This window comes from Acidimicrobiia bacterium (assembly GCA_041393965.1).
GTDB lineage: Bacteria > Actinomycetota > Acidimicrobiia > Spongiisociales > UBA5794 > UBA5794.
In genome coordinates this window covers 848,573-874,064 of sequence record JAWKJB010000001.1, presented here as the reverse complement: position 1 = coordinate 874,064, position 25,492 = coordinate 848,573, and the positions used below count along the sequence as shown (strand labels likewise).

Here is a 25,492-nt window from a genome sequence, read left to right as displayed (position 1 = left end):
TGCCGGGTTGCGACGGCATCGAGGCACCGCGGCGTCTCTTCCTGACCCAATACACGCTATCTGCTAGCTCGGAAAGGGCCATGATGGATCCAGGTTGAAGTCGAGCACGATGTTGAGCAGAACCGTCGTCCCGAGCCACAGGCCCCACCCGATCGCCATCGTGGCGATGGCTTTCGCAGTCGAGATGTCGAGACCCTCCCGGAAGGCGACGACCGCGGCGACGAGCATCCACGCAGCTCCCGGGAACCCGAGCCAAGGAACGATGCCGATCGCAAGCGGGGTGAAGGCGAACCCGATGACGCGCAGCATCGCACCAAAGGTTGCCTCGCCTCCGAAGACTCGCGTCCCGATCAGCCACGATGCGAGGCTCCACAGAATCCAACCAGTGATCCCGGTGAGAACCCCCCCAGCAACGGTCGCAACGACACTGGCATCGTCGAGGGCAACGGCCGACCCGACCGCGGCGAAGCCCGAGGCGACGATGACGATGAGACCGGCCTGCCAGGTGACGCGGGTGTCGATCTCGGCGCGGTTGTAGAAGTCGACATCCAACAGGACGGCCCGAAGGGCGTTGCGTAGCACGATGCGAGGATAGGAAACAACACCTCCGCTCTTGGAACCACAACCCACCAGCGGGGTGAGTCGGTTACAGGTCGTCCCGCCATCGGCGGATCGCCGCCGCGATCTCGACCGGTGAGTCCTCTTGGATGAAGTGGAGCCCCCGCACGGTGACCTCGGATTGGTTCGGCCAGGTCCGGCAGAACTCCCGCGGTCGCCCTGTGAGGATCATCCCCGGATCGGCGTTGATGAACAGCTTCGGGAGGTCGCTCGCAGCGAGCCATGCACCGTACTCCTCGACGATGTCGACGACATCGGCAGGTTCGCCATCGATCGGAATCTCGCGGGGCCATGTCAGGGTTGGCCTTCGTGTCTCTCCCCCGTCGACATACGGTGCGCGGTACACCGCAAGGTCGGTCTCCGCGATCGGGTCGAGCACGGAGGCGGGGAGGATCCGTTCGACGAAGATGTTCTTGTCGATCACGATGGACTCACCTGCGTCGGATCGCATCGCCTGGAAGATCGAAGTCGCAGCATCCGGCCAGTCGTCCCACGACACCGGCATCACGAGAGCCTCCATGTAGGCGATACCGACAACTCGGTCCCGGTGGCGGTTGGCCCAGTCGAATCCGAGTGCGGACCCCCAATCATGGACCACAAGGGTCACCCGATCCCCGAGATCGAGGGCCTCGAGAAGGCCATCGAGGTACTCGCGGTGCTCAACCAAGCGATACGACCCCGGCCCCGCGTCGTCGAGCTTGTCGGAGTCCCCCATCCCGATCAGGTCAGGGGCAATGCACCGGTAGCCGTCGGACAGGTGTGGGATGATGTTGCGCCACAGATGCGACGATGTCGGGTTGCCGTGGAGGAACACGATCGGTTCCCCATGTCCGGCCTCGACATAGGCCATCGCCTTCCCGTTGACGGTCGCCCGCTGCTTGTCCATGGCTCTCCCTTCCGCCCGGTGCACCCTACCCCGTCGGCGGGGGCCCGTCGGACGGTGAGTGTGCGACACTCCCGGCATGATGATCCACCACCTCGCAGGAATCGAAGGTGCCTCGGCCGCAACGGGCACCGCGGTCGTCGTCGACACCTTCCGGGCTTTTGCGACCGCTGCGTTCATCCAGGCATCCGGGGTCGAACGCCACTACCTCACCGACACGCTCGACCGTGCGAGGAACCTCGCCGGGGGCATCCCGGGGGCGGTGTTGTGTGGGGAGGAACGGGGCCGGCGTCCCGACGACTTCGACCTCGGCAACTCACCTGCGGAGGTGCTCGAGGCCGACCTTGCGGACCGCGTCGTGATCCAACGCACAAGTGCCGGCACCCGCTGCGTCCTCGCCGCCATCGGGGCAACTCCCGAGCCGGTGTTCGCTGCAAGCCTTGTCGTTGCGACAGCCACCGCGAAGGCGGTCCATGCGGCGCCGGAGATCTCGATTGTGGCGAGTGGTCGCAACGGGACGACGCCGACCGACGACGACGACCTGACCGCCGCTTTGCTCGCGGACCTGTTGGGCGGCACCGGCGACCCCGCCGCCGTGGCTCAAGCCGTCAAAGCGGGCGCCTCGGCAGCCCGCCTCCGGGATGCTGCGTGGTCCCATGCCGACGATGTGGAGCTGTGCACCCAGGTCGATCGCTTCGCCTTCGCAATGCGCGCCACACCGTGGGCGGAAGGTGTTGCCCGGCTGCGCCGCGTCGACCCGTCCACATCAGACCCAGAAAGGCATGCGTCGCAAGCAAGCACATGAGTCCCAGGAAAGAATTCGCGCCCTTCCGGGACCGCTCAAGGTGAGCCCGATCTCCTCCGATAGAACCCTATGAGGCTGTTCAAACGCGATTCCGAGGACAGGAAAGCCGATCGCGCCTACGACGACAATGTCAACGGCCGCATGAAGTCGCTGCTGTCCAAGGACACCAAGTACGAGGATCCCGACACCGTCGAGGCCCGTCTGCGGAACATGAACTACGGCACCTCTCGCAAGTAGGGGTCGTCATCGCTCGCCAGGTCGATAGAACACCGCGAGCTGCGCAAGCGCCACGGTGACACCGACCGCTGCGGCGCCAAGCCCATACCAACCGTCCAACAACACATCCACACCCCACGCGTGGTCGAGCGATACCTCCCCCGGACCGATCATCGCCAAGGCCGCGGCCACCACCGCCAGCGTCAGCACATACTCGTAGCCCTCGTCGGGGCGTGCCGTGATCCAGAAGCCCGCTGCGCGGTGCACCGCGACAAACGCCACGGTCATGATGCCGATCAGGCCCGCAACCGCCAACGATGTGCCAAAACCGACGATCAGCATCACACCGACACCGATCTCGGTGACCGTCGACGCCAACCACTGCATCTGTGGTGACCTGAATCCGATGGATCCGAACCAGCGGCTGGTCTTGACCCGACCCCGCGCATGTTTCACCCCGTGGGCCAGCATGACCACACCGAGTACCGACCGCAGCATCAGCGCGGCAATGTCGAACGGCTCCATCACGCGACCTCCGATTGCAGCAACCGACGGCTCGACCGGTGCATTCCGGAGGCATTCCGGGCGGGTTTCATTCGCGGCGTGCATTCCACGCGGCTCCGGTGGCCACGGTCGACACGGAAGAGGCTACCTGAGCCCTTTCAGCACGAACCGGTACATGTCCGCGGCGAGGTCTGCTCTGCCGAGCCTTCCGTTGTCACGGAACCACCGCTGGACCGCATTGAGCAACGACAGCACATAGATCCCCGAAAGCGTCGGATCCGCATCGGCGCGGAATACCCCCGATTCGACCCCGGCGGCGATCGTGTCCCTGAACACCGCCTCGTAGGTATCTCGTACCCTCGTGATCCGTCGCCGCGCGGGTTGTTCGAGGAAGTCGGCCTCGCTGAGAAAGGTTGCCGCTTCGTCGGCGTGGTCCACGAGCACATCGATGTGGCCCGAGATGAGCAGTTGCAGCGTCTCGGCAGGACCGCCACCGGCCTCGACAGCGACCGCCGCAGAGGTGCGGAACAGCTCCGACGCGCGCTCGACCACGGCAACCAACAGCTCCTGCTTTCCCCCAACATGGGCATAGATCGACGAGCCGAGGATGCCGAGATCGTTGCCGAGGTCGCGCATCGAGGTTCCGTGGTATCCGTGGGTGGCGAAACGCCTGCCTGACGCCACCACGATGTCGTCGCGGGTGAGCCTGCTCACAGGTCGTAGGTCAGCTCGACGACATCGGTGACGGGATGTGCCTGGCAGGTCAGAATGTGTCCCGCTTCGACCTCGGTTCCTGAGAGGCTCCAGTTGCGGTCCATGCGCACCTCCCCGCGTATGACCTTCGCACGGCACGACGCACACGCGCCCGATCGGCACGAGTACGGACCGTCCGGCCTGATCGCAAGCACATGGTCGAGGATCGGGGCGCCGTCGGTTGCAACGATCGCCGTCGAGGTACGCCCACGGAGGGTGAACCTCACCGACGACCCCTCTGCGTCATCGTCGGCGACAGTCGATTCGGTGACCTCCCCCGCATAGAACAGCTCGTCGTGGATCAGGTTCCCTGCAACGCCATGGTGGCCGAGAACCCCCGCTACGGTGTCGATCATGCCGCGGGGGCCACACAGGTACCAGCCGGCAACGGCAGGTGCATCGATGATCGTCGCGAGAAGTCGCTCAAACTTCGCACCGTCGATGCGGCCCTCGAACAGCTCGACTTCGTGGCTTTCGCGGCTCAGGACATGCACGAGCGCGAAACGATCAGGATGCCTGCCTTTGAGCGCATCGAGCTCATCGAGGAACATCACCGAACCGCCGTCGCGGTTCCCGTACACGAGCGTGAACATCGACATGGGCTCCTGCGCGAGCACGGAGCGAATCATCGACAGGACCGGTGTGATGCCGCTCCCGGCAGCGATCGCGACATAGTGGTTGCGGTTCGCAGGGTTCGGGACGAGCACGAAGTCGCCCGTGGGCGGCGTCACCTCGACCGTGTCCCCCACCTTGAGGCGCTCGTGCACATAGGTCGAAAAGACGCCCCCTTGGAGGCGCTTGACACCGATGCTTGGCGTTGCCGCACCCGGCGTCGAACAGATCGAGTAGCTCCTGCGAACATCCTCACCGTCGATCACCGCTCGAAGAATGAGGTGCTGGCCCGGCACATGGTCGAATCGGGTCCTCAGATCGTCAGGGATGGCCAACGACACGGTCACCGCGTCGCTGGTCAGCGGCTCGATGGCTGCCACCACAGCGGGATGGAATTCAGCGCCGACCGCGGTGACCGTCATCAGATCGCCTTGAAGTAGTCGAAGGGCTCCCCACACGAGGTGCAGACCCACAACGACTTGCAGGCCGTGGAACCGAACTCGGAAACCTTCGTGGTCCCCCCCGACGAGCACTGTGGGCAGAGCACCTCGGGCACCACGGCGAGGACCGAGTCGGGTGGGGCGATCCCGAATCCCGCGAGTTTGCGTTTGGCATCGTCCGTGAGCCATTCGGTGGTCCACGCCGGGAAGTGGCGGACCTCGACCCGCACATCGTCGATCCCAGACCGGTGGAGTGCCCCAACGATGTCCTCCTCGATGACCGCCAGTGCAGGACATCCCGAATAGGTGGGTGTGATCCCCACGACAACGGCACCGTCGTCGCCGACCGAAACCTCCCTGAGAATGCCGATGTCGGCAATCGTGAGGACTGGAATGTCGGGATCGACGACCTCGTCGAGGATGCGCGCGACCTCTGAAACGGTGGGAACCACCGTCACCACGACGCCCCCGGATGCGACCGGTGAAGCCACTGCATCTCGGTCAGGAGGTGACCGAGATGCTCCGTGTGCCTTCCGTGCCGCCCTCCGGACACCTGATAGGGGTCGGTCGGGATGTCGAGGGTTCCCTCCACCAACGCATCTTCGACCGCAGCGTCGAAACGCCCTCGTTGTGCGCTGATGTCCCCGATCATTCCGGCATCGACAAGGGCGGCGTCACTGTCGACCGGTTCGAACATCTCGGCGGTGAACCGCCACATCTCGTCGATGCCGGCCTGCATCCGGTCGTGGCTGGTCGCCGTCCCGTCCCCGAGGCGCACCACCCAGCTCCGCGCGTGCGTGACATGGTAGGTCGCCTCCTTCAGCGCCCGCGCCGCAATCCCTGCGAGTCGGTTGTCGGATGATCCCCCCAGTTGCTCCCACAGGAGCTTCTGGTAGACGCCGAAGAGAAAGCTCCTCGCGACGATGTGCGCAAAGTCGGTGTTCGGCTGTTCGACGATGAGCAGGTTCGTGTAGTCACGCTCGTCGCGCAGCATCGCGAATCCGTCGACCGACGCGTCCCCACCTTCGAGGTCCGCTGCATACTCGTAGAGGTGCATCGCGACGCCGATGTGGTCAAGGGCGCTGTTGGCAACGGCGAGATCCTCCTCGAGCTCCGGGGCGGACGAGACATACTCGGCGAGGCGTTGCCCGATGACGGTGTTGTCGTCAGCGTGCCTCACGAGGAACCCGACGAGGGCCGTGTCGGTCGCCACGGTCACAGCTGCCCGACCTCGTCCGGGATCTCGTAGAAGGTCGGATGTCGGTAGGGCTTGTCGTCGGCAGGATCAAACATCGACGACGGGTCATCGGATGCGTGGATGGCGCTCGACGGCACCACCCACAGGCTCGCCGTCCCGCCGAGGCGCGTGTAGGCATCGCGGGCATTGAGAATCGCCGATTCGGCATCGGCGGCGTGGACGGACCCGCAGTGGGTGTACGCGAGGCCGCGCTTGGGGCGCATGAACACCTCCCACAGCTGCCATCCGGTCACCTGGTGTTCGCCGGTCGAGATGTCCTCGATCGTTTCGCCTTCGGCGAGCGGTACCTCGTAGCTCATTGCGGTCCTCTCACGCGACCCTCGTCGAAGCGGCGGCACGCTTGTCGGCGTAGGCGCTCGCAGCTTCGCGCACCCACGCACCGTCTTCCCATGCCTTGTTCTTGTGGGCGATCCGTTCACGGTTCATCGGGCCGTCACCGGTGACGACAGCCCAGAACTCGTCCCAGTCGATCTCGCCGAAACGCCAATGTCCCGATTCCTCGTCGAACCGCAGTTCCGGATCAGGAAAGGTCACCCCGAGGTAGTCGCCTTGCGGAACCGTTTGATCCACATAGATCTGGCGAAGATCGTCGTTGGAGATCCGCTTGATCTTCCATTCCATCGATTGCTCCGTGTGGGTCGACTCCGAGTCGTGAGGGCCGAACATCATGAGCGACGGCCACCACCACCGGTTGACGGCGTCCTGGAGCATGGCACGCTGGGAGTCGGTGCCTTTGGCGAGGGCCATGAGGATCGAATAGCCCTGCCGGGCGTGGAAGCTCTCTTCCTTGCAGATGCGCACCATGGCTCTCGCGTAGGGACCATACGATGTGCCTTGGAGCATGATCTGGTTCACGATCGCCGCCCCATCGACGAGCCAACCGATTGCGCCGATGTCGGCCCACGACAGGGTCGGGTAGTTGAAGATCGACGAGTACTTGTGGCGGCCCGAATGGAGCTTTTCCTGAAGCTCGTCGCGGGACACGCCGAGGGTCTCGGCGGCCGAGTAGAGATAGAGGCCGTGGCCGGCTTCGTCCTGGACCTTCGCGATGAGGATGGCCTTGCGCAGCAGCGTCGGGGCCCTCGTGATCCAGTTGCCCTCCGGTTGCATCCCGATCACCTCCGAATGCGCATGCTGTGCGATTTGGCGCACGAGCATCGATCGGTAGGCGTCTGGCATCCAATCGCGTGGTTCGATCTTGTCGTCGGCAGCGATCGTGCTGTCGAACGCTTCTCGCTGGTCGGATCCCATGTGGTGACCTCCTCGACGCCTAGCCTAACAAACGGTCGTTGGTCAGCCGGCGCTGGGTCGTCATCGGTGTGAGAAGGCTCCGCCGATCAGCGCCCCATGGCGATCTGGGTCAGGCGGCGAATCGCGATCAGGCCCGCCGAGACATCGTTGATGCCGTCGCGCTCAAGCCAGGAGAAGAGGCGGTCCCGCCGCGGAATCATCTGCGGGAACCGCTCGAAGTGAGCTTCGAGCGAACCGCCGGATTCGTCGAGGATGAAGGCGACAACCGATCGACGCATGTGCTGGAGATCGTCTAGCAGCGATTCGGCTGCGAGACGCTCGAAGGTCGTCGAACCGGGAAGGTCACGGATCTTGCGCTCGATCCAGTCCACGCGGAATTCGTGGCTGACCTGGGTGTAGATGCCCGCGATCTCCATAGCATCACGGCCGTGGCGTAGGGCGAGGTCGATGATGTCAGGGGCTCGACGCAGGGCTCGCTGGAAACCGTGGGCGAGCGCAATCGGTTCCGGAACGCCGCGGGCGATCATCTCGCTTGCCATCGCCTCGTATGGCTCGCGCCACTCGGGAGGGTCGAGGGTCGGCATTCCCTTCGCGAGCGCGGCGAACTGGTCCTTCGACAGCGCGATCTCATCATCGATCGAAGTCGGGCTCACCGGCTGGTTGAGATACCACCGGGTGATGATCGACACGAGACGATCGACATCCTGGAGGAGTTCCCGGTACACATCCGGATCGACCTTGCCGGCGAGACCCTCGATGGCGAGCCAGCGTTCCGACGCGCCGGTGATGGCCCTCGCAGCTCGGAACGCCCGCACGATCCGTGCGGCAGGGTCGCCGGTGAGGGTGCGCATCCGAGAGTAGAAGGTCGAGCCGAGCGCGTTGAGCACCTGATTGGCAACGATGGTCGATATCAGTTCACGACGAAGCGGATGCACCTTGATCTGGTCCGCAAAACGCTCCGAGACCGTTGGCGGGAAGTACGCCATCAGGTCGGCCTCGAAGTGCGGATCGTCCGGGAGATCCGAGTCGACGAGCAAGGCGGTGAGGTGCCGTTTGGCGTAGGCAAGGAGCACGGCGAGCTCGGGGCGTGCCATGCCCGCACCGTCCCTTCCCCGCTGGGCCATCTCGTCGGTGGTCGGCAAGAACTCGATGTCCCGGTCGAGGATGCCTTCACGCTCGAGGCGATCCATGAGGTCGCCGTACTGCTCGATGGTGCGGGTCGACACGGCGGATTCCTGGGAGAGGATCTGGGCCTGGAGGAAGTTGTCGTACAGGATCGCGGCAACGACATCGCCCGAGACGCTCTCGATGATGTCGTCGCGCTCGGCGCGGTCGATCAGCCCCCCTTCCTCTGCGATGCGAAGCAGAATCTTGAGGTTCACTTCGCGGTCGGACGCGTGGACACCTCCGGAGTTGTCGATGAAGTCGGCAAACACCTGTCCCCCGTTGCGGTCATATTCGACACGGCCGAGCTGGGTGACCCCAAGGTTGCCCCCCTCACCGATCACCCGGGCCCTGACATCACGGCCGTTGATGCGGACCGCATCGTTCGACCGGTCCTGGACCTGTTCGGATGACTCCGATCGGGCCTTGATGTAGGTGCCGATCCCGCCGTTCCACAACAAATCGACCGGTGCCTTGAGAACGGCGCGGATGAGGTCGTTCGGGCTCACCGACTCGGCCGTCGTGTCGAGGGCTGCTCGCATCTCTGGCGTCAGCTCGATGCTCTTGTCGGTGCGTTCGAACACGCCTCCCCCGGTCGAGATCAGGTCCGGGTTGTAGTCCGCCCATGACGAACGGGGGATCTGCGAGATCCGCTTGCGCTCGTCCCAGGCCACGGCTGGGTCCGGTTCGGGGTCGAGGAAGATGTGCCGATGGTCGAAAGCAGCGACCAGCTTGAGGTGCTTCGACAGCAGCATCCCGTTGCCGAAGACATCCCCAGACATGTCACCGATGCCCACTACCGTGATCTCGTCTGTGGCAATGTCGACGCCGAGGTCGTAGAAGTGCCGTCGGACCGATTCCCATGCCCCGCGAGCGGTGATCCCGAGCGCCTTGTGGTCGTATCCGGCCGACCCACCGGATGCGAAGGCGTCGTCGAGCCAGAATCCGTAATCAGCGGCGAGCTCGTTCGCCATGTCCGAGAAGGTCGCCGTTCCCTTGTCGGCGGCGACGACGAGATACGGGTCGTCGCCGTCGTGGCGGACCACATCAGGGGGTGGAACGATGGCGCTCCCGACCCGGTTGTCGGTGAGATCGAGCAAGCCCCGGATGAAGATGCGATATCCCTCCTTGACCTCGTCGAAGCTCGGTCGGGCGCCCGTGGAGCGGCGAATCACGAACCCTCCCTTGGCGCCGGTCGGGACGATGACAACATTCTTCGTGTTCTGGGCCTTCATGAGGCCCAGCACCTCGGTTCGGTAGTCCTCCCGCCGGTCAGACCACCGGATACCGCCGCGAGCAACGGCGCCACCCCGCAGGTGGACGGCCTCAACCTCCGGCGCCGACACATAGATCTCATACAGCGGTTTCGGGCTCGGCATCTCGGGAACCTGCTCGGAGCTGAACTTGAGCGCAAGCGATTGCCGATCCTTCACATGCATGTTGGTGCGCTGCGTCGCGAGGACCAGACCGAGGAAGCCGCGCAGGATGCGGTCCTCGTCGAGTGACGCCACACCGTCGAGTCCCTTGCGGATCCCTTTGGTGATCTCGCGTTCGGCATCGGCGTCCGGTGACTTGCCGAATCTGGCATCGAAGAGCTCGATGAGGGCCTCAGCAATGTCGGGATGGGCGGCGAAGGCGTCATCCATGTAGCCGACCGAGAATGCCGGTGTCACGAGACGCCAGTAGTTGCGGTAGGCGCGGATGATCGAGAGCTGGGCATGGTCGAGCCCACTTGTCACAAGGAGGCGATGCAGCGAATCAGATTCGGCAGTTCCGGAAAGCACCGCTTCGATCGCGGCGGACACACGATCACGGATCGCGTCAACATCGAGTTGGGCACCGCCGGGTGCAACGACGCCGAAGTCGTGGATGAAGGTGTCGTCCTCCCCCTTGAGCCTTGTGGGAACCTCCTCGACGACCACCACACCGAGGTGTTCGAGCAGCGGCATCATCGCGGACAGGTGGAGATTCCCCGTCGAGCGATAGACCGTGATCCTTGTCAGCGGCTCCGATTCGGACGGCCCCTTGCCTCCCATTGCCTCGTTCTGGAGCCCGACGACGAGGTCGGCACCGGATTGCTCAAGCCGGTCGAGACACACGATGTCGCCCACCGACAGGTCGAGCGCGGTCGATGTCTTGTAGTAGTCGGGGAACGATGATGTCCATCGGGTCGCGAGACGATTGGCTTCGGACTCGCCGACGACCGCGGCGAGCGCATCGACAATCCGGTCCTCCCAGTTCCGGGCGAGCGCGATGACCTGCGCTTCGAGGCTCGCGAGATCGACATCGATCGGCGCTCCGCCTTCGGTCCACACCGAGAAATGGATTCGCGCATCACCCGACTCGCCGAGCGAGAGGCGATAGTCGATCGTCTTGCCGTGAAAGGCCGCTTTGAACAGCTGCTGGAGTTGCTGGCGCAACGCGGCGTTGAAGCGGTCCCTCGGGACGGTGACGAGGACACTCACCGAGCGCTTCAGCGCGTCCCTTCGAACGAACATCCGGACATGCTCGGACTCCTCGGCATCGACGAGGTGGCTGAGGGTGTCGTTGAGGTCCTCCACCGACATCGCAAAGAGGTCGTCCTTGGGGAAGCTCTCGAAGAGCTGGACGAGCACCTTGTAATCGTGGCTCCCCTCGATCATGTCTTGCTCGTCGAGGATGCGAGCAAGCTTCCTTCGAAGCACGGGGATGTCGCTCGGCGTCGCCATGTAGGCCTTCGATGTGAACAGGCCGATCAGGCGGTATTCGGTCGTCGTGCGCCCCTCATCGTTCGTCTCGCGTATCCCGATGTAGTCCATCCGCGCGTCGCGGTGCACGGTCGAATGGCGATTGGTCTTGGTGATGACGACGAGATTGCCCCCGAAGTAGCGGTCGGTGACATAGTTCGGAAGGTCCGACAAGGCGATCGGTGTCACAGCCCGTCCCGGTTTCGACAGCACGCCAAGGCCGCTGCCGGCCCGTGATTGGATGCGGAGATCGCCGTTCTCGCTGATGTCGTACACCTTGTATCCGAGGAACACGAAGTTGTCGTCGAGCAGCCATTCGAGGAACTCAACCGTCTCGTCGATCTCCTCGTAGCCGTACCTGGAGATGCCCTTCTTTGCAATTGCCATCATCTCGCCGACCGCGTCGCGCATTGCACCGAAGTCCCGCACGGCAAGGGCCACATCGCCGAGAACCTCGTCGATGGCCGCGGCAAGGACTTCGCGCTGGTCGTCGTCAAGGGCCTGATCCAGTTCGAAGTACTGGACGCTCTCGGTTCGGTCGGCAGTCCGTGCCGGGGCGATGTCCACGAGCGAACCGTCCTCGTCCCGGATCGTGCCGATAAGCGGGTGCAGATGTCGCTCGATGCCAGCACCTTTCACCGCCACCACATTGGCCACCGAATCGACGAGGAACGGCATGTCGTCGACAACCACTTCGATGACGGTCCCGACCGTTTCGTACCCCGAAGTGTCGACCGTCGGGTTGAACACGCGCACTGCGTGGGGCCTCGATCCCCTGCTGTCAACGAACCTGAGCAGGTCCGCGATCTCGGCATACAGCTGGTCAGGGGGAAGGTCCGGAAGGTCGGCTTCGGGGATTCGCCGCACATACGCAGCTGCGAAAGCCGAGAACATCTTCGCCCATTCGGGGGATTCGTCAGAAGGGATCGCTGCGATCAGAAGGTCGAGCATTGGCGACCCTGCGTCCTCCGTTGCACCGTTGTGAGGCATATGCGCGAAGGCTAGACCGATCTGCCCCACCAAGGCACCGTTTCTTCGGGTGCCCCAACGGTATCCTCCGGTGTTGTCAGCTCACACTCCTACCGCTCGGAGGACCATGGCGAACCCCACACTCCAGAAGCAGTTCGGTGCCCTCCCGGCCGCGAACGCTGCCGCGGATCAGACCCTCTCGACGGCCACGACACCGGTCACCATGGGTGCCGAGGTCCCCATGACCCTCGCCGGGACTGCCATCAAGACGGCCTTCCTGCTCGCGCTCGTCCTCGGCGCCGGGGCGTGGGGTTGGACCCTCGTCGACCCTGACGCCGCGACGATCGCCATCCCCGGCTGGTGGTGGCTGGTCCTGATCGGAGCGGTGATCCTCGCCATCGTGACCTCGTTCCGACCGCAGCTCGCCATCGTCACCGGTCCTCTGTACGCCGTAGCGCAAGGTGTCGTCGTCGGCGCCATCAGCCATATCTACGAAGCCGAGTTCGAGGGCATCATCATCCAGGCGCTTCTCGCAGCGGCGAGCGTGTTCATGGTGATGCTGGTGCTGTTCGTGACCCGCACGATCCGCGTCACCAGCCGCATGCGTGGCGTGATCATCGGCGCCACGGCAGGTATCGCGCTCTTCTACCTTGTGAGCATCGTGCTTGCGCTGTTCGGCGTCACGATGCCGTTCGTGTGGGACAGCGGCCCGTTCGGGATCCTGTTCAGCATCCTCGTGGTCGGCATCGCGGCCTTCAACCTGATGCTGGACTTCGACCTGATCGAGCGAGCCGTCACCGCTCGGGCGCCGCGGGTCATGGAATGGTTCGGCGCGTTCGCCTTGATGGTGACGATCGTGTGGCTCTACATCGAGATCCTTCGACTCATCGCGAAGGTACGGGACTAGTCGTCGGCCGTGAGGTCGCTCCTCCGTGTCATCCACCTGTGGTTCCGAGTCAGTGTCGCGGTCGTGCGGCGGGTCATCCGGCGTCTGCTGCTGGGTCCGACGCTGCCGTCGTGGATGTGGCGAACCGACATCGTGGCTGCCGTTGCGCGTGCAGCGATCGACTACGCCGCGACCGTTCCCGATGATCGCCTGATCAACCAGTTCGGCCTCCGTGTCCGCGCCCCTGTCCCGTGGGCACTCCGCAACAAGGTTCGCGTCAGGCGACGAACCCTCGCAGGGCGTGATGTCGATCGATATGTCCGGGTCGACACGACACCGGACGCGGCGACGATCCTGTACTTCCACGGTGGCGGGTATGTCTTCGGGAACCCCGGCACCCATCGACAGCACCTCGCCCGCCTCGTGCACGCGACCCGCACCACGGCGTACGCCCCGCGATACCGACTCGCTCCAAGGCATCCGTTCCCCGCAGCGCTCGACGACGCCCGTGATGAGTATCGAGCGCTGCTTGAGGCGGGAACGGACCCCGCCGATGTCATCGTGGCAGGCGACTCGGCCGGTGGAGGGCTCGCCGTTGCACTGCTCATGTCCCTCCGAGACGGTGGCGAGCCGCTTCCGTGCGGTTCGATCCTCTTCTCGCCGTACACCGACCTTGAGCACCGCGGCCACACGATTGTCACCAATGCCGACACCGACTACCTCCCGATCGACGAGCTCAGCGGTCCCAACCGCTACTACGCGTCCGCGGAGCAGCTTCGCGACCCGCTTGTTTCACCGATCCACGCCGACCTGCACTCGCTCCCACGCATGCTGATCTTCGCCGGAGGTGCAGAGATGCTCCTCGAGGACTCGGTGCAGCTCCATGCACACGCCCAGCGCGACGGCGTTGACTCGACGCTGGTCATCGAGCCGGAGATGATCCATGTCTGGCCGGCTCTTGCACCGTGGGAGCCCGCCTCGCGTCGTGCCCTCGAGGCCGCGGCAGGCTGGCTGGCAGCAGGCGGCTGAGGGGTGATCGTCACCAGCATCTGATGGGCATTGGTGGGTCCGGACCGCCAATCCGGCCATCTCGGTGGCATAATGCCTCGGATCGTCGAGGGAACCGTTCGTGACCACCAAGCAATCACCGGCAGAGATCGCCCAGATGCAGCGGTCCTGGTACCGGATCTGGATCCCTCGCCTCATCATCAGCACCCTCGTCGTGATGGCCGTCGCCTTCGGGGCCCACTGGATGTTCACGAGCATCACCGACTTCGTGATGACGATGATCGTGTCGTTCTTCGTCGCGTTCGCCATGCTTCCCGCGGTCGATCGTCTCTCGGGCCGGGGATGGAAGCGGGGTGTCGCGACGGGCGTCGTCATGGTCGTGGGGGCCCTGATGGCCGGCGTCTTCGCCTTGGCCATCGCGCAGCTCGTCGTCGACCAGATCCTCGAGTTGATCGACTCCCTGCCCGGCTATGTGCAACAGACGATCGACTGGGTCAACGCGAGCTTCGATACCACCTGGTCCGTCGATACCCTCATCGAGGAACTGGGTGGCTACCAGACCGTTGCGAAGGAAGCGGCCGAGACCCTGTTGTCCGGGGTGCTCGGCTTCACCTCGTCGGTCCTCGGGATGGTCTTCAGGGCGTTGACGATTGCCCTGTTCGTGTTCTACATCCTCGCCGACTTCCCACGCCTCAGGAAGGCGCTCCTGCACAACCTGCGACCGAGCGTCCAGCTCCATGTCGACACCTTCTTGTCTATCACGGTTCAGAAGGTCGGTGGCTACATCTACAGCCGGCTCCTGCTCGCAGCCGCATCCGCCGCATTCCACTATGTGGTCTTCCTGATACTCGGTCTCCCCTACGCCCTTGCATTGGCGCTCTGGGTCGGTCTGGTCAGCCAGTTCGTGCCGAGCGTCGGGACCTACCTCGCTGGAGTCGTCCCTTTCCTCATCGCACTGCTCGAGGATCCGGCTGCCGCCATCTGGGTCCTCGTGGCCGTTACCGTGTACCAGCAGATCGAGAACTACCTGCTGTCGCCCAAGATCACCGCCAACACGATGGATCTGCACCCCGCGGTTGCGTTCGGATCGGCAATCGTTGGGGCGTCGCTCCTCGGCGCCACCGGGGCCCTCCTCGCGCTCCCCGTGGCTGCAACGATTACTGCCCTCGTCCAGACCTATGCCGACGACTACGAACTCGTCGAGAACGAGATGATCGAATCGCCGGACGAATACGAGGCGCGAATGAGAGCCATCCGGGAGGCAAAGGACCGCAAGAAGGCCGAACGGAAGGCCAAGCTCCATCTTCCGATCGGACGGTCCGAAACACCCGACGACGATTCGGACGCCTGAAGAAGATGCGATCCCCCGGGCTGGTTTGGTCCGTCGACGCGAAGCGTCAGCCCCAGAGGCGGTCGAGTACCTCACCAACCCGATCCGCTCCGCCGACGAGACCCGGAGCCGTGTCGTCATCGCAAGGTGTCCCGTGCGCGGACGCCACGAATGTGTCGACTGCGGGGTCGAGGAAACGGCTCGGCAGAGCATACGAGTGTGCAGCGTTGGATCCGTGTCGATTGTGGTAGAACCGTTGGGGCACGGTGACGGCGAGATGGTCCTTTGCACGCGTGAGCGCCACATAGAGGAGCCGGCGTTCCTCTTCGAGGCCGCCAGGCTCAGACAGCGCCATGTCCGAAGGGATGTTCCCGTCCGCAGCATGAATCACGGTCACCGAGCGCCACTCGCCGCCTTTCGCCGAGTGGATGGTCGACAAGATGAGGTAGTCGTCGTCGAGGTGTGGCGCGTCCGCGAGGTCGGTCGTGCTGTTCGGCGGGTCGAGTGCGATCTCGGTGAGGAACCGGCTTCGTGACGGATAGTCGGCTGCGAGCGACGCAAGGTGCTCGATGTCGCCGAGCCGTGCGGCAGCGTCGTCGTAGCAGCGATCGAAGACCGCTTCACAGAAGTCCCTGAGTCGGTCGATCTGGACCGACGGCGGCGGTTCGCCGCCTCCGGTCCCCATTGCATCGGACAGCACATCCCGGAGCAGCCCAAGCACCTCTCGCGTCTCGTTTCCGACCGGAAGGTCGTAGCGAAGGAAGGCCTCGAGGGCATCGAGATCGCCAGCGGCACCGACCTCGACGAGATGGTCCATGATCTTGGCTGCGGTCGCTGGCCCGACGCCCGGCAGCATCAGAAGGACACGATTCCACGCGAGTGCGTCCTTCGGGTTGTCGAGAATCCGCAACAGGGACAGCAGGTCCTTGACATGGGACGCTTCCAGGAACTTGAGCCCCCCGAACTTGACGAAAGGGATGTTCCGGCGCGAGAGCTCGATCTCGAGACCGCTGCTGTGGTGACCGGTGCGGAACAACACCGCTTGATCGCGCAGGTCGATTCCCTGTTCGCGCATGGACAGGACACGGTCACAAACCCAGTCGGCCTGCGCTGGCTCATCGAAGCAGGTCACGAGCTCTGGCATGGGACCATCGCTGCGTTGCGTCCACAGCACCTTGTCGAACGCCACGGGAGACGCGGCGATCACCGCGTTGGAGGATGCAAGGATCTGGGGAGTCGACCGGTAGTTGCGCTCAAGCGTGACCACGGTGCAACCTTCGTATTGGTCCGCGAACGACAGGATGTTGTCGACATCGGCTGCACGAAACGAGTAGATCGACTGGGCGTCGTCGCCAACGACCGTGAGGTTCCCACCGGGACCGCACAGGCTCATCAGCAGATCTGCTTGGGCCCGGTTCGTGTCCTGGTACTCGTCGACAAGCACATGGTCGAAGAGCGCGCGAACCGTGGCGCCCGCATCGGAATCCATAAGGGCCTGCCAGTAGAGCAGGAGATCGTCATAGTCGAGGGTGTTGTGTTCCCGCTTGCGCACCGTGTAGTCCTTGAACAAGGTGGCGATGTCGTCCACATGCTCGCGGCACCACGGGAACCGTTCCTCGACCGTGTCGGCGAGAGGGATCCGGGAACTCACCACGCGTGCGTAGATCGATGCGATCGTCTCCTTGCGCGGGAAGCGCGTCTTGGTGGTTCCGAAACCGTGCTCACTGCGTACGATGCCGAACAGGGACTCCGTGTCGGCTCGGTCGAGCACCGTGAAACCGTCCGAGAGCCCGCACGCGTTCGGGTACCGACGCAAGAGGCGGTTGGCGACCGAATGGAAGGTCCCTCCCCATACCTTGCCTGCGGACCGGCCTTCGATGAGCGATCCGGCGCGTCGGAGCATCTCGGACGCGGCCCGTCGGGTGAAGGTCAGCAGCAGGATCCGCTCGGGGCTGACGCCGTCGTCGATGAGCCGGGCAACACGCGCTGCCAATGTCCGGGTCTTGCCGGTGCCCGCACCGGCAACGATGAGCAGCGGACCGCCTCCATGGGCAACCGCCCGACGCTGGTCGGGATTCAGGTCCTCAAGGTACTTGGCAACGGTCTCAGTATCGAACATGTGTTCGACCCTAGCATATCGATTACATCACGGTCGACCACCCGGCGGCGGCGGTGCGCGAGTGCAATGGGGCGGGGCGCAAACGGGGCCTCTGGCTCGCCGCGGCGGCAGTATCGTAGGCCGCGGTGTCGAGTGTCCTCCCTGAGCCGGGCCAGATCCGTGCCGTCGTGCCCCGAAACGGCGCCGGCCACGCCGCGACGCCGCAACGGTGCCCCGGTTGCGTTCGATGTGGTGCAGGGGCATGAGCGCGACCCGCGGCAGCTTCCACGCGCTCAAGGACCGCCGATTCGGGCCGTACCTCGCGGGCAACTTTGTCTCCAACACCGGCAACTGGTTCCAGAATGTCGCCGCGGGGATCGTTGTCTACGAGATCACCAACTCGAACACCCTTGTGGGGTTGGTGAGCGTTCTCCAATTCCTCGCGACACTCGTCCTGTCGCCATGGTCGGGGGCACTGTCGGACCGGTTCGACCGCCGGAAGCTGCTGATCATCGCCCAGGCGATCTCGGCGGCCGGCGCCGTCGGCCTTGCGATCTGGATCGGTCTCACCGGCATCGATGGACTGCCGGGGATCTGGCCGGTGATGGCCGCGAGCGGGATCATCGGACTTGGATACGCCGTCGGGACATCGGCGATGAATGCCCTCATTCCGGGCCTCGTCGAGCCCCCGGATCTCGAGGACGCTATCGCGCTCAACTCGGCGAGTTTCACCGTTGCGCGGGCCGTCGGGCCGGCTCTTGCCGGTCTCATCGTGGCAGGACTTGGTGCCGCTTGGGCATTCGGCATCAATGTCCTCACCTTCGTCCCCCTCATCGTCATCCTCGCGCTGATCCGGCAGCGCCCCATGGAGCGGTTCAGCACCGATCGGTCGGTGCGGGCGGGGCTCACCTATGTCAAGCAGCGACCGGCGATGCTGTGGCTGGTCCTCACGACGCTGACCGTCGGATGGGCAGGCGACCCGGTCAACACGCTTGCGCCGGCGTACGCCGACATCTTCGAGCGGGGTGAGGGGTTCATCGGCCTCCAGGTGACCGCCTTCGGGACGGGATCGGCGATCGCCTCGTTCTTCGTCGGGCGTGTTCGCAACCGATTCGGCGCAGTGACCACGACCAAGATCGGAATCGCGCTCCTTGGCGGGGGCCTCGCTGGCTACGCAACCGCCCCGGTCGAGGCGATGGTGCTTGCGTCGCTGTTCGTCGCGGGGGTGGGGTTTCTTCTCGGTGTAACCACAACGAACGCCAACCTCCAGCGTCGCCTCGACGAACATATGAGGGGGAGGGTGATGGCTTTGTGGAGCATGGCCTTCCTCGGGTCGCGGCCCCTCGCCGCCATCGTCAGCGGTGGGGTCGGGGACCTCGTGTCACCGAGGATCGGAGTTCTCACGGCCACCGTCCCGCTGGTGGTGGGGTGGTGGGCGATGGGCCGGGTGCAGCCGCTCGACCGGGCAGGCACCCCCATCGGCATCGAACGCCCCGAGACTCTCCCCTGACCGTCAACGACGACCCCGAGTCGCCCGGTCTCGTCGGCGAGGCTTTCGCTGGCGCCAGGTGCGCCGATCGAACTCAGGTTCCGCTCGCCGTCGCTGCAAGTTCGCGGTCGAACCGAACCCTGATCTCGGTGAAGCGGTTCGCAAGCGGAACAGCGTCGTCGTCGAACGAAGCGAGGGCCCGCTTCTGCGCCTCGTAATCGGTGTTGGTGACGCCTGCCTTTGACTGGAGCATGCGCCACGCCCGACGCCGCTCGACGCAGAACAAGACGACTTGCCGCGACAGGGTCATCACACGAACCGACCCGTCGGCGTCTTCGGTTTCGATGTACACGCCGAAGTCCGGGACATACGACCGATGGGTCGGGTCGAACACCCGGCGTGCCACCACATCGCGTTGGTTCACGAGCAGCAGCATGTCGTCGAGGTGGATGAGGCCATCGGTGGTCGGGACCTCCCGCAAATGCCGCCGGAAGCGCGCCTCGGTCGCGGCGAAGTGTGCAACGGTGTACTGGAAGGTGCGGTCCGTCAGTTTCGAGGTGATCTCGGTCCAGTCGCGGTCACGGTTCGGGTTGCCGGAGATGTCGAGAGCCTCTTGGTAGGTCTCCCCGAGCTGCGGGTTGAGCACGAACTGGGGCATCCCCCTCGAGTCACGGACGAGACCCGCCTGGTGGGTCGACAGATCGTCCGCGACACCGTGTTCGGGCTGGCAGGTCGTGTACGACTGGATGAAGGCGGTTCCCCGATAATCGAGCGCATCGAGGAGGGACTTGTAGAACTGTGCTGTGTTGGCCATCGACACCTGGGCAACGAACGGCGAGCCATGGCCGGAGATGAACGACTCGGCGACTCCCTTCTTCTCGGTCATCTTCCCCTCAGAAGCAGGACCGAACTGGTTCATGTCCCCACCGCCCGGCATCGGCGTCGAATCCGAGTTCTGGCCACCGGTGTTCGAGTACACCTGGGTGTCGAGCATCAGCAGCTTGACATTGGGACGGTTCTGGAGCACCACCTTCGACACATTCTGATACCCGATGTCGCCCATGCCCCCGTCGCCACCGATGGCCCACGCCTTCGGGAGTTCCCGAATCTCGCGGTCGGTCATGACACGGTCGGTCATGTGGAGCATCTCGAAGTACTCGTCGTTCGACAGGCCGACACCGAGGCTGATGTAGTCCGCGAGGCGCTCGGGGATGACGGACCGCCTCGCGTGATCGGCGATGAAGCTCTCACCGAGGAGCCATGTGACGGTTGCGCCGTCCTGGAAGAGCGAGTTCATCCACGGATAGGGATGCGGGTTGTTCGGCGGGGTTGATCCGTACACGGTGTTGCACCCCGTATGGGCCCCCATCGCCATCACCGACATGCCGTTCGGGATGGTCCCGTCGAGCGCCTGGAGGTCGCGGTGGTTGAACGCGTCCTGGCGCATCGTGACAACAAGGGCGTCGATGAGCTCCTTGTCGGTGGGGTCTCCGTGCGCTGCGATTCTCGTCGCGGTGTCGTCCGCCGTCTCGCCGCCGAGTCCCATGATGGAGTGGACGATCAGTGTCTTGATGCGAAGATACGAGTCCAGGTCGAGCGCCGCGACCTCAGAGAGCATCTTGAGGCCGTGCTCCTCCAATGCGAGCGCTTTGTCGTCGAGGCGATCGGCCTTCGCGTGGAAGAGCGGACGCATGTACGCCTCGGTCAGGGACGCAACGGCGTGCAGCACGCTCTTTTCGCCGCAACCTGCGCACGCACCATCACCGCTCACGAGGGCCTCATAGTTGGACTGCACCATCAGGTGGTTCTTCAGATGTGCTGCCGTCGATGCGATCGGATCGTCCGGATCGAACCGCCCGAGGTACTTGGCGGGAGTGTCGGGGATCATGTCGAGGAAGTTCGTTCCCGACACATGGTCTGCGTTGAGTTCAGGGGTCTCGGGAGCCATCTCGAGTGCCTCCCACGGGCACTCGAAGACGCACTCGGCGCAGCCCTTGCACAGGTCCGACACCATGATCGCGAACAGCCCGCCCTCCCCTGGCGTGGACCGCTCCAGCGAACGGAACAGGTGGGAGGTCTTCGTGTAGGCAAACGGGACTCGTTCGAACAGGGCCATGAACTCGTCCTTTGCGACCTCACCCACGGTGTCGATCGTTGCGACATGCTTGCGGAGGATGTCAACGAACGGGACCGACTTCTTCGCCTTGACGACCTCGAGCATCTCGGCACGGATCGACGCCTCGAGCCCGGGAAGGGCTTCGACCATCTTGGCGCGCTCATCGAGATCGAGGATGTACGCGCGGGCAGCCGTCCCCAACACGACATCGATGTCCGCAGCCACATTGGGGAGCGCCGTGTCCGGACATGCCGTGATGCAGTCCATGCATCCCGTGCAGTTCTCGGCGATCCACACCGGCGTGTCGCGGCGTGCCACATACTTCGACGCCGTGCGTCCAGACCCTGCGGCCATCATCGACACCGACGAAAGCGGTGTGGAGGGCTGGTTGTAGCCGAGGCCCGCCTTGAACTCCTTGTTGAAGGTCGAGGCAAGCGTGAGGGGGATCCTCGTCTCCTGCTGTTTCGGCGCGACGGCGGCGGGGACCTCGACGCTGCACGAACCGCACGCCGCCAGGGCGGAAAGTCGCATACTGGAGCGATCCGGGGCATCGGGATCACCGTGTTCGATCTCGACGACTTGGTCGAAGCCGTCGGTCATGACCTTCATGTTCGATTCGACGACGGCATCGCCGAAGCGACCGAACTTCTTCGTGTACTGGTTGCGCACCAGCTCTCGGAAGCGGGAGTCCGACACATCGTATTCCTCGAGGATGCCCGACACACGAAAGAACGCTCCCAGAAAGGCGTTTCCCTGCATGCGAAGCTGGAGGTCGGGGCGGTCCGTTGCTTGCCGTGCGATGCGGAACCCGGCGAGCGTCACGACACGGATCTTCTTGTCGATGATCTCCTTCCGGTACGCAGGCGGGATGCGTTGCCAGACCGTCTCGGGATCCTCCTCTGACTCCCACACGAAGGTGCCACGGTCGTTCATACCGACAAGCGGGTTCGTGTGGGTGAAGATCTTCGGGTCGCAGCACAGCACCACATCGACATGGTGCAGGTCGCAGTTCGGATGGATCCGTTTCGGCGCCGCAACGAGGAAGTACGAGGTCGGGGCGCCCTTCTTCTCGGACCCGTATTTCGGGTTCGCGGACACATGGATGACCTCTTGGAGCCTTCCGAACTCGTCGGTTTCGGTCTGGTGCGCGAGGAGGTCATCGCCGATGGCACCGATCACCTCCGAGAGGTTCTTGCCGGTGGTGATCATCCCCCAACCCCCGATCGAGTGGAACCGAACGGCGATCGCGCCGTCCGGGAGAAGCGACGGGGTCCGGTCGGCGACGACGGCATACGGGTGGTCGATACCGAGCGTGAAGTAGGTTTCGCCGTCGGTCACTCGGCGTCCATCCTGCCGGGCCCGGGTTCCCGTTGCGTACTCGTAGGCGCCGATAATCGCCTCAGGTCGGAAATCGCGCGATCCGAGCCCGTATGAACCCGACAGGATCAGCGGCATGTCCTTGTCGGTGAGGGGCCGAAGGTGGGACGCGAATCCGGCGAGACCCGCTTCGAGGGCCTTGCTGAGAACGGCTCGCAGCTCCCGGGTCAGCTGGTTGTCGCCCGAAAGCCCGTCGTCGACCCGTTCGAGCACGATGACGCGCTTCTTGCCTGCCAAGGCTTCGACGAGCGCGGCTTCCGGGAAGGGCCGCAGCACATTGATGTGGACGGAACCCACACTGGCGCCGTCTTCGGCACGCAGATAGTCGACCACGGCTTCGATGTTCTCTGCGGCCGAACCGAGCGACACGAAGACCGTCTCTGCATCCTCGGTTCGGTACTCGGTGACGAAGCCGTAGTGACGACCGGTGAGAGCAGCGAAGTCCGTGTAGGCCGCATCGAGCATCGGGAGGATGTCCTCAGAGAAGTTGTTTCGCCGTGCAAGAACACCGTTCATGTAGTGCTCCTGGTTCTGCACGGGACCGAGCAGCATCGGGTTTTTGAGGTCCATCATGATCGGGACCCTGCGTCGGGTTGCGCCGAAGAGAGCTCGCTGGGCCGCGGTCGGGGTGTCGATGATGTCGTCGTGGGCGCCGAGGTACTCCCTCAGGAGTTCGCTCTCGTGCTTGTAGAAGGTCCGTTCGAGGTGTGATGTGAGGAAGCCGTCCTGGATGTTCATGCCGGGATTGAGCGACCGTTCGGTGACCCGCCTCAGGATCAGCGCCTGGTCGGCTGCCTGTTGGGCATCTTTTGCGAACAGCATGATCCAGCCGGTGTCCATCGCCGAGTAGATGTCGTCGTGACCGCAGTGCACATTGAGCGCATGCTTGGTGAGTGCACGGGCTGCAACCTCGACCACCATCGTCGAGAGCTTCCCCGGGGCGTGGTAGTACTGCTCGAGCCCGTAGACGACCCCTTGACCCGAGGTGAAGTTCACGGTTCGGCGCCCGGTCATCGAGTAGGCGATCGCACCGCCTTGTGCTGCGTGCTCGCCTTCGGCTTCGATCGCGATCTTGGAATTGCCGAACACATCGAGGACGCCCTCGGCGTACGCGAGCTGGTAGCTCTCACCCATCTCGGTCGATGGCGTGATCGGGTAGAAGACACCCGCTTGGGTGATGCGGGCTTCGGTGTGGTAGGAAACGAGCTGGTTGCCGTTGGTCGTGATCCGAATCCCGGGGTACTTCGGTGTTCCCATCTCGGCAGCCACCTCGCTCAACATGCGCGTTTCTTACCCCCACATGCTAGTTGACGGAGCGACACCGGAGCCCGACTCCGGGCGCGATCACCGCGCCGATCCGAGGTCGACGAAGGTGGCGATGGCCCGTCGCATCCGCAGGCCCGTGTCGATGAACCACTCGATGTAATCCCCGTGCTCGTCCGTTCGCGAGATGTGACCGTCACGGTACTCGGCGATCCGTACCGCACCGCGCTCACGGGCTGGTTCTTCGAACTCGAGTGGCCTTCCGTAGACGGACTCGATCGCTTCGCGGTGATCACGGATCCGGTGCAGCATCGCGACGCTGGCTTCACGCGAGCCGCGGCTGATGGAGAGCCCGTGGCGAAGCAGCCGGTTCCGCGCGAAGGACGCCTCGAGTGAAGTCCCCTTGATTCGCGACGACATCGTGAAGGAGTTCCTCGGCTGGGGTCGGCGGTCATCGACCCATGGCAACCCTCGGTTGGAGACCTTGGTCGCGTAGTCGTCCCAGAACTCGAGATACGCAGCGGTCCGCAGCTGTGGGCCGCGCCAATCGCCCGAATTCCGGGTCTCGTGCGGTCTGTGTTGCGCGCTTGGCTGAGCGAGCTTGCGTGCAAGAGCCACAACCGTTGCGGCATCGGGCGGACTGAGGTGTGGCAGCAGGACCCGGAGTTCCGCCTCCGCCGCCGACGGACTCAGGACCGCTGGCGCGTGGTGTGTCTGCGGCTGGTGTGGCCGACCCGCACCCTCACTGATCCGGTCGGACCCAACCGCGCCGGGCTCCGTTGGGGAGCTCGGTTGAGCCGTGATGTCCGAGCCGACCGCACCGTTGGCCGCTGCGAGAAGGTCGATCGCGGACACACCGAGGACTTCGACGATCGCAGCTTCGACGCGAGGGCTCGGGAACCGGTCACCCGATTCGATCGCAGACAGGTACGAGTAGGAGATGCCAGCGTCGAGCGCCAACGAGCGGCGATCGAGCCCGCATTGCAGGCGGAGTCCTGCGATCGCCTCGCCGTACGCAGCGAGAAACCCGGGATCGGTCCTCGGCAGGGTCATCGTGCCACGATACCATGGGGATTACTCTGCCCGGTGTTACTCTGCCTGGAGGAGTTACCCCGGTGTCTCGGATTGGAGGATCATCGGCCCTCGTTGCAAGCGGTTGATGCCCTCCATCCCGGCATAGAATTTTCGTGCGGCGTCCATCCACCCGTGCGGATCACCGCTGATCTTCCTTACCGGGCCGAAGCCGGTCGTCTTGGTTGCCGCATCGACGAAGCCCATGTACACGGGAAGATCGAGCGCATCGGCGATCCTCCAGAAGCCTGACTTCCACACCCGCGCCTTGCCCCGGGTTCCCTCCGGTGTGATGACGAGCAGTACCTCGTCATGCGTGTCGAAATACCGAGACACGGAGTCGACCATCGCACGGGGACGGGAACGATCGACCGGGATCCCACCCCAGCGACGCATCAGAACACCCAGCGGCCCTCGGAACAGCGAATCCTTGCCGAGGAATCCGACGCTGAGCCTGAAATGTCTCGCGACGGCACGGAACACGAGGAAGTCCCAGTTCGAGGTGTGCGGGGCCGCGACGATCACCGCCTTTGGCTCCTCGGGAGGTGATCCGACGAATCGCCATCCGCGCAGCAACAGATACCAACGGGCAAGACGGGACATGACCCCGAACGCTAACGGATCGCGTCGGCCTCGCGCGCTATGATCGTGCCGC

Annotated in this window: 20 protein-coding genes; 6 read left to right on the top strand and 14 right to left on the bottom strand. The window is 64.3% G+C overall.

Going from position 1 to position 25,492, the window contains the following annotated elements; all coding sequences use genetic code 11:
• Positions 1–63: 63 nt before the first annotated feature.
• Together R2823_04595 and R2823_04590 are read right to left on the bottom strand one after the other, a co-directional pair.
• The gene (locus R2823_04595; protein ID MEZ5175467.1) at positions 64–582 is read right to left on the bottom strand and encodes a YIP1 family protein; all 519 of its coding nucleotides are present in this window, start codon (positions 580–582) and stop codon (positions 64–66) included.
• Between the two features lie 64 nt (positions 583–646).
• A complete protein-coding gene (locus tag R2823_04590; protein MEZ5175466.1) occupies positions 647–1,504 on the bottom strand; it encodes a haloalkane dehalogenase in 858 nt (285 codons plus the stop codon).
• Between the two features lie 76 nt (positions 1,505–1,580).
• On the opposite strand from R2823_04590, the gene R2823_04585 reads away from it, so the two are divergent.
• Positions 1,581–2,306 (top strand): 2-phosphosulfolactate phosphatase, encoded by a 726-nt coding sequence (locus tag R2823_04585; GenBank protein ID MEZ5175465.1) that lies wholly within the window; start codon positions 1,581–1,583, stop codon positions 2,304–2,306.
• Between the two features lie 69 nt (positions 2,307–2,375).
• Entirely contained in the window at positions 2,376–2,543 is a 168-nt protein-coding gene (locus R2823_04580) for a hypothetical protein (protein MEZ5175464.1), read from the top strand.
• A gap of 6 nt (positions 2,544–2,549) precedes the next feature.
• Here the strand turns inward: R2823_04580 and R2823_04575 are convergent, their stop codons facing one another.
• The 8 genes from R2823_04575 to R2823_04540 form a co-directional block, all read right to left on the bottom strand.
• Positions 2,550–3,047, bottom strand: coding sequence for a DoxX family protein (locus tag R2823_04575; GenBank protein MEZ5175463.1), 498 nt, complete (start codon positions 3,045–3,047; stop codon positions 2,550–2,552).
• Between the two features lie 123 nt (positions 3,048–3,170).
• Positions 3,171–3,740: a TetR/AcrR family transcriptional regulator gene (locus R2823_04570; protein MEZ5175462.1), complete on the bottom strand. Its 570-nt coding sequence runs from the start codon at positions 3,738–3,740 to the stop codon at positions 3,171–3,173.
• Positions 3,737–4,813, bottom strand: a complete 1,077-nt coding sequence (locus tag R2823_04565) for an FAD-binding oxidoreductase (protein MEZ5175461.1) — start codon at positions 4,811–4,813, stop codon at positions 3,737–3,739. Before R2823_04565 ends, R2823_04570 begins: the two co-directional genes overlap by 4 nt.
• Positions 4,813–5,322, bottom strand: a complete 510-nt coding sequence (paaD, locus tag R2823_04560) for a 1,2-phenylacetyl-CoA epoxidase subunit PaaD (GenBank protein ID MEZ5175460.1) — start codon at positions 5,320–5,322, stop codon at positions 4,813–4,815. The genes R2823_04565 and paaD overlap by 1 nt, the downstream gene beginning before the upstream one ends.
• On the bottom strand, positions 5,286–6,050 hold the full coding sequence (gene paaC, locus R2823_04555) for a 1,2-phenylacetyl-CoA epoxidase subunit PaaC (protein MEZ5175459.1): 765 nt from the start codon (positions 6,048–6,050) through the stop codon (positions 5,286–5,288). The genes paaD and paaC overlap by 37 nt, the downstream gene beginning before the upstream one ends.
• Entirely contained in the window at positions 6,047–6,388 is a 342-nt protein-coding gene (gene paaB / locus R2823_04550) for a 1,2-phenylacetyl-CoA epoxidase subunit PaaB (protein MEZ5175458.1), read from the bottom strand. Before paaB ends, paaC begins: the two co-directional genes overlap by 4 nt.
• A gap of 10 nt (positions 6,389–6,398) precedes the next feature.
• On the bottom strand, positions 6,399–7,340 hold the full coding sequence (gene paaA / locus R2823_04545; protein MEZ5175457.1) for a 1,2-phenylacetyl-CoA epoxidase subunit PaaA: 942 nt from the start codon (positions 7,338–7,340) through the stop codon (positions 6,399–6,401).
• Positions 7,341–7,426: 86 nt separating this feature from the next.
• Complete coding sequence (locus R2823_04540) at positions 7,427–12,220, bottom strand: NAD-glutamate dehydrogenase (protein MEZ5175456.1); 4,794 nt, start codon at positions 12,218–12,220, stop codon at positions 7,427–7,429.
• A 106-nt stretch (positions 12,221–12,326) separates the two neighbouring features.
• Here R2823_04540 and R2823_04535 point away from each other — a divergent pair, with 106 nt between their 5' ends.
• The 3 genes from R2823_04535 to R2823_04525 all read left to right on the top strand — a co-directional run bounded on the left by R2823_04535 (position 12,327) and on the right by R2823_04525 (position 15,444).
• Entirely contained in the window at positions 12,327–13,106 is a 780-nt protein-coding gene (locus tag R2823_04535) for a Bax inhibitor-1/YccA family protein (GenBank protein MEZ5175455.1), read from the top strand.
• Positions 13,107–13,115: 9 nt separating this feature from the next.
• On the top strand, positions 13,116–14,114 hold the full coding sequence (locus R2823_04530; GenBank protein ID MEZ5175454.1) for an alpha/beta hydrolase: 999 nt from the start codon (positions 13,116–13,118) through the stop codon (positions 14,112–14,114).
• A gap of 100 nt (positions 14,115–14,214) precedes the next feature.
• The gene (locus R2823_04525; protein MEZ5175453.1) at positions 14,215–15,444 is read left to right on the top strand and encodes an AI-2E family transporter; all 1,230 of its coding nucleotides are present in this window, start codon (positions 14,215–14,217) and stop codon (positions 15,442–15,444) included.
• A gap of 46 nt (positions 15,445–15,490) precedes the next feature.
• Here the strand turns inward: R2823_04525 and R2823_04520 are convergent, their stop codons facing one another.
• Positions 15,491–17,542: an ATP-dependent helicase gene (locus R2823_04520; GenBank protein MEZ5175452.1), complete on the bottom strand. Its 2,052-nt coding sequence runs from the start codon at positions 17,540–17,542 to the stop codon at positions 15,491–15,493.
• A gap of 241 nt (positions 17,543–17,783) precedes the next feature.
• On the opposite strand from R2823_04520, the gene R2823_04515 reads away from it, so the two are divergent.
• The gene (locus R2823_04515) at positions 17,784–19,031 is read left to right on the top strand and encodes an MFS transporter (protein ID MEZ5175451.1); all 1,248 of its coding nucleotides are present in this window, start codon (positions 17,784–17,786) and stop codon (positions 19,029–19,031) included.
• A gap of 73 nt (positions 19,032–19,104) precedes the next feature.
• On the opposite strand, the gene R2823_04510 is transcribed toward R2823_04515, so the two are convergent.
• From R2823_04510 to R2823_04500, 3 genes are all read right to left on the bottom strand, one after another.
• Entirely contained in the window at positions 19,105–23,784 is a 4,680-nt protein-coding gene (locus R2823_04510; protein MEZ5175450.1) for a 2-oxoacid:acceptor oxidoreductase family protein, read from the bottom strand.
• A 63-nt stretch (positions 23,785–23,847) separates the two neighbouring features.
• Positions 23,848–24,819, bottom strand: a complete 972-nt coding sequence (locus tag R2823_04505) for a DUF4268 domain-containing protein (GenBank protein ID MEZ5175449.1) — start codon at positions 24,817–24,819, stop codon at positions 23,848–23,850.
• A gap of 54 nt (positions 24,820–24,873) precedes the next feature.
• A complete protein-coding gene (locus R2823_04500) occupies positions 24,874–25,440 on the bottom strand; it encodes a 1-acyl-sn-glycerol-3-phosphate acyltransferase (GenBank protein MEZ5175448.1) in 567 nt (188 codons plus the stop codon).
• Positions 25,441–25,492 lie beyond the last annotated feature (52 nt).

Excerpts from the sequence above, each read along its gene's own strand:
- R2823_04590 (MEZ5175466.1), bottom strand. The coding sequence starts at position 1,504 with ATGGACAAGCAGCGGGCGACCGTCAACGGGAAGGCGATGGCCTATGTC.
- R2823_04585 (MEZ5175465.1), top strand. The coding sequence starts at position 1,581 with ATGATGATCCACCACCTCGCAGGAATCGAAGGTGCCTCGGCCGCAACG.
- R2823_04580 (MEZ5175464.1), top strand. The coding sequence starts at position 2,376 with ATGAGGCTGTTCAAACGCGATTCCGAGGACAGGAAAGCCGATCGCGCC.
- R2823_04575 (MEZ5175463.1), bottom strand. The coding sequence starts at position 3,047 with ATGGAGCCGTTCGACATTGCCGCGCTGATGCTGCGGTCGGTACTCGGT.
- R2823_04565 (MEZ5175461.1), bottom strand. The coding sequence starts at position 4,813 with ATGACGGTCACCGCGGTCGGCGCTGAATTCCATCCCGCTGTGGTGGCA.
- paaB (MEZ5175458.1), bottom strand. The coding sequence starts at position 6,388 with ATGAGCTACGAGGTACCGCTCGCCGAAGGCGAAACGATCGAGGACATC.
- paaA (MEZ5175457.1), bottom strand. The coding sequence starts at position 7,340 with ATGGGATCCGACCAGCGAGAAGCGTTCGACAGCACGATCGCTGCCGAC.
- R2823_04540 (MEZ5175456.1), bottom strand. The coding sequence starts at position 12,220 with ATGCCTCACAACGGTGCAACGGAGGACGCAGGGTCGCCAATGCTCGAC.
- R2823_04535 (MEZ5175455.1), top strand. The coding sequence starts at position 12,327 with ATGGCGAACCCCACACTCCAGAAGCAGTTCGGTGCCCTCCCGGCCGCG.
- R2823_04520 (MEZ5175452.1), bottom strand. The coding sequence starts at position 17,542 with ATGTTCGATACTGAGACCGTTGCCAAGTACCTTGAGGACCTGAATCCC.
- R2823_04515 (MEZ5175451.1), top strand. The coding sequence starts at position 17,784 with ATGAGCGCGACCCGCGGCAGCTTCCACGCGCTCAAGGACCGCCGATTC.
- R2823_04510 (MEZ5175450.1), bottom strand. The coding sequence starts at position 23,784 with ATGTTGAGCGAGGTGGCTGCCGAGATGGGAACACCGAAGTACCCCGGG.
- R2823_04505 (MEZ5175449.1), bottom strand. The coding sequence starts at position 24,819 with ATGACCCTGCCGAGGACCGATCCCGGGTTTCTCGCTGCGTACGGCGAG.
- R2823_04500 (MEZ5175448.1), bottom strand. The coding sequence starts at position 25,440 with ATGTCCCGTCTTGCCCGTTGGTATCTGTTGCTGCGCGGATGGCGATTC.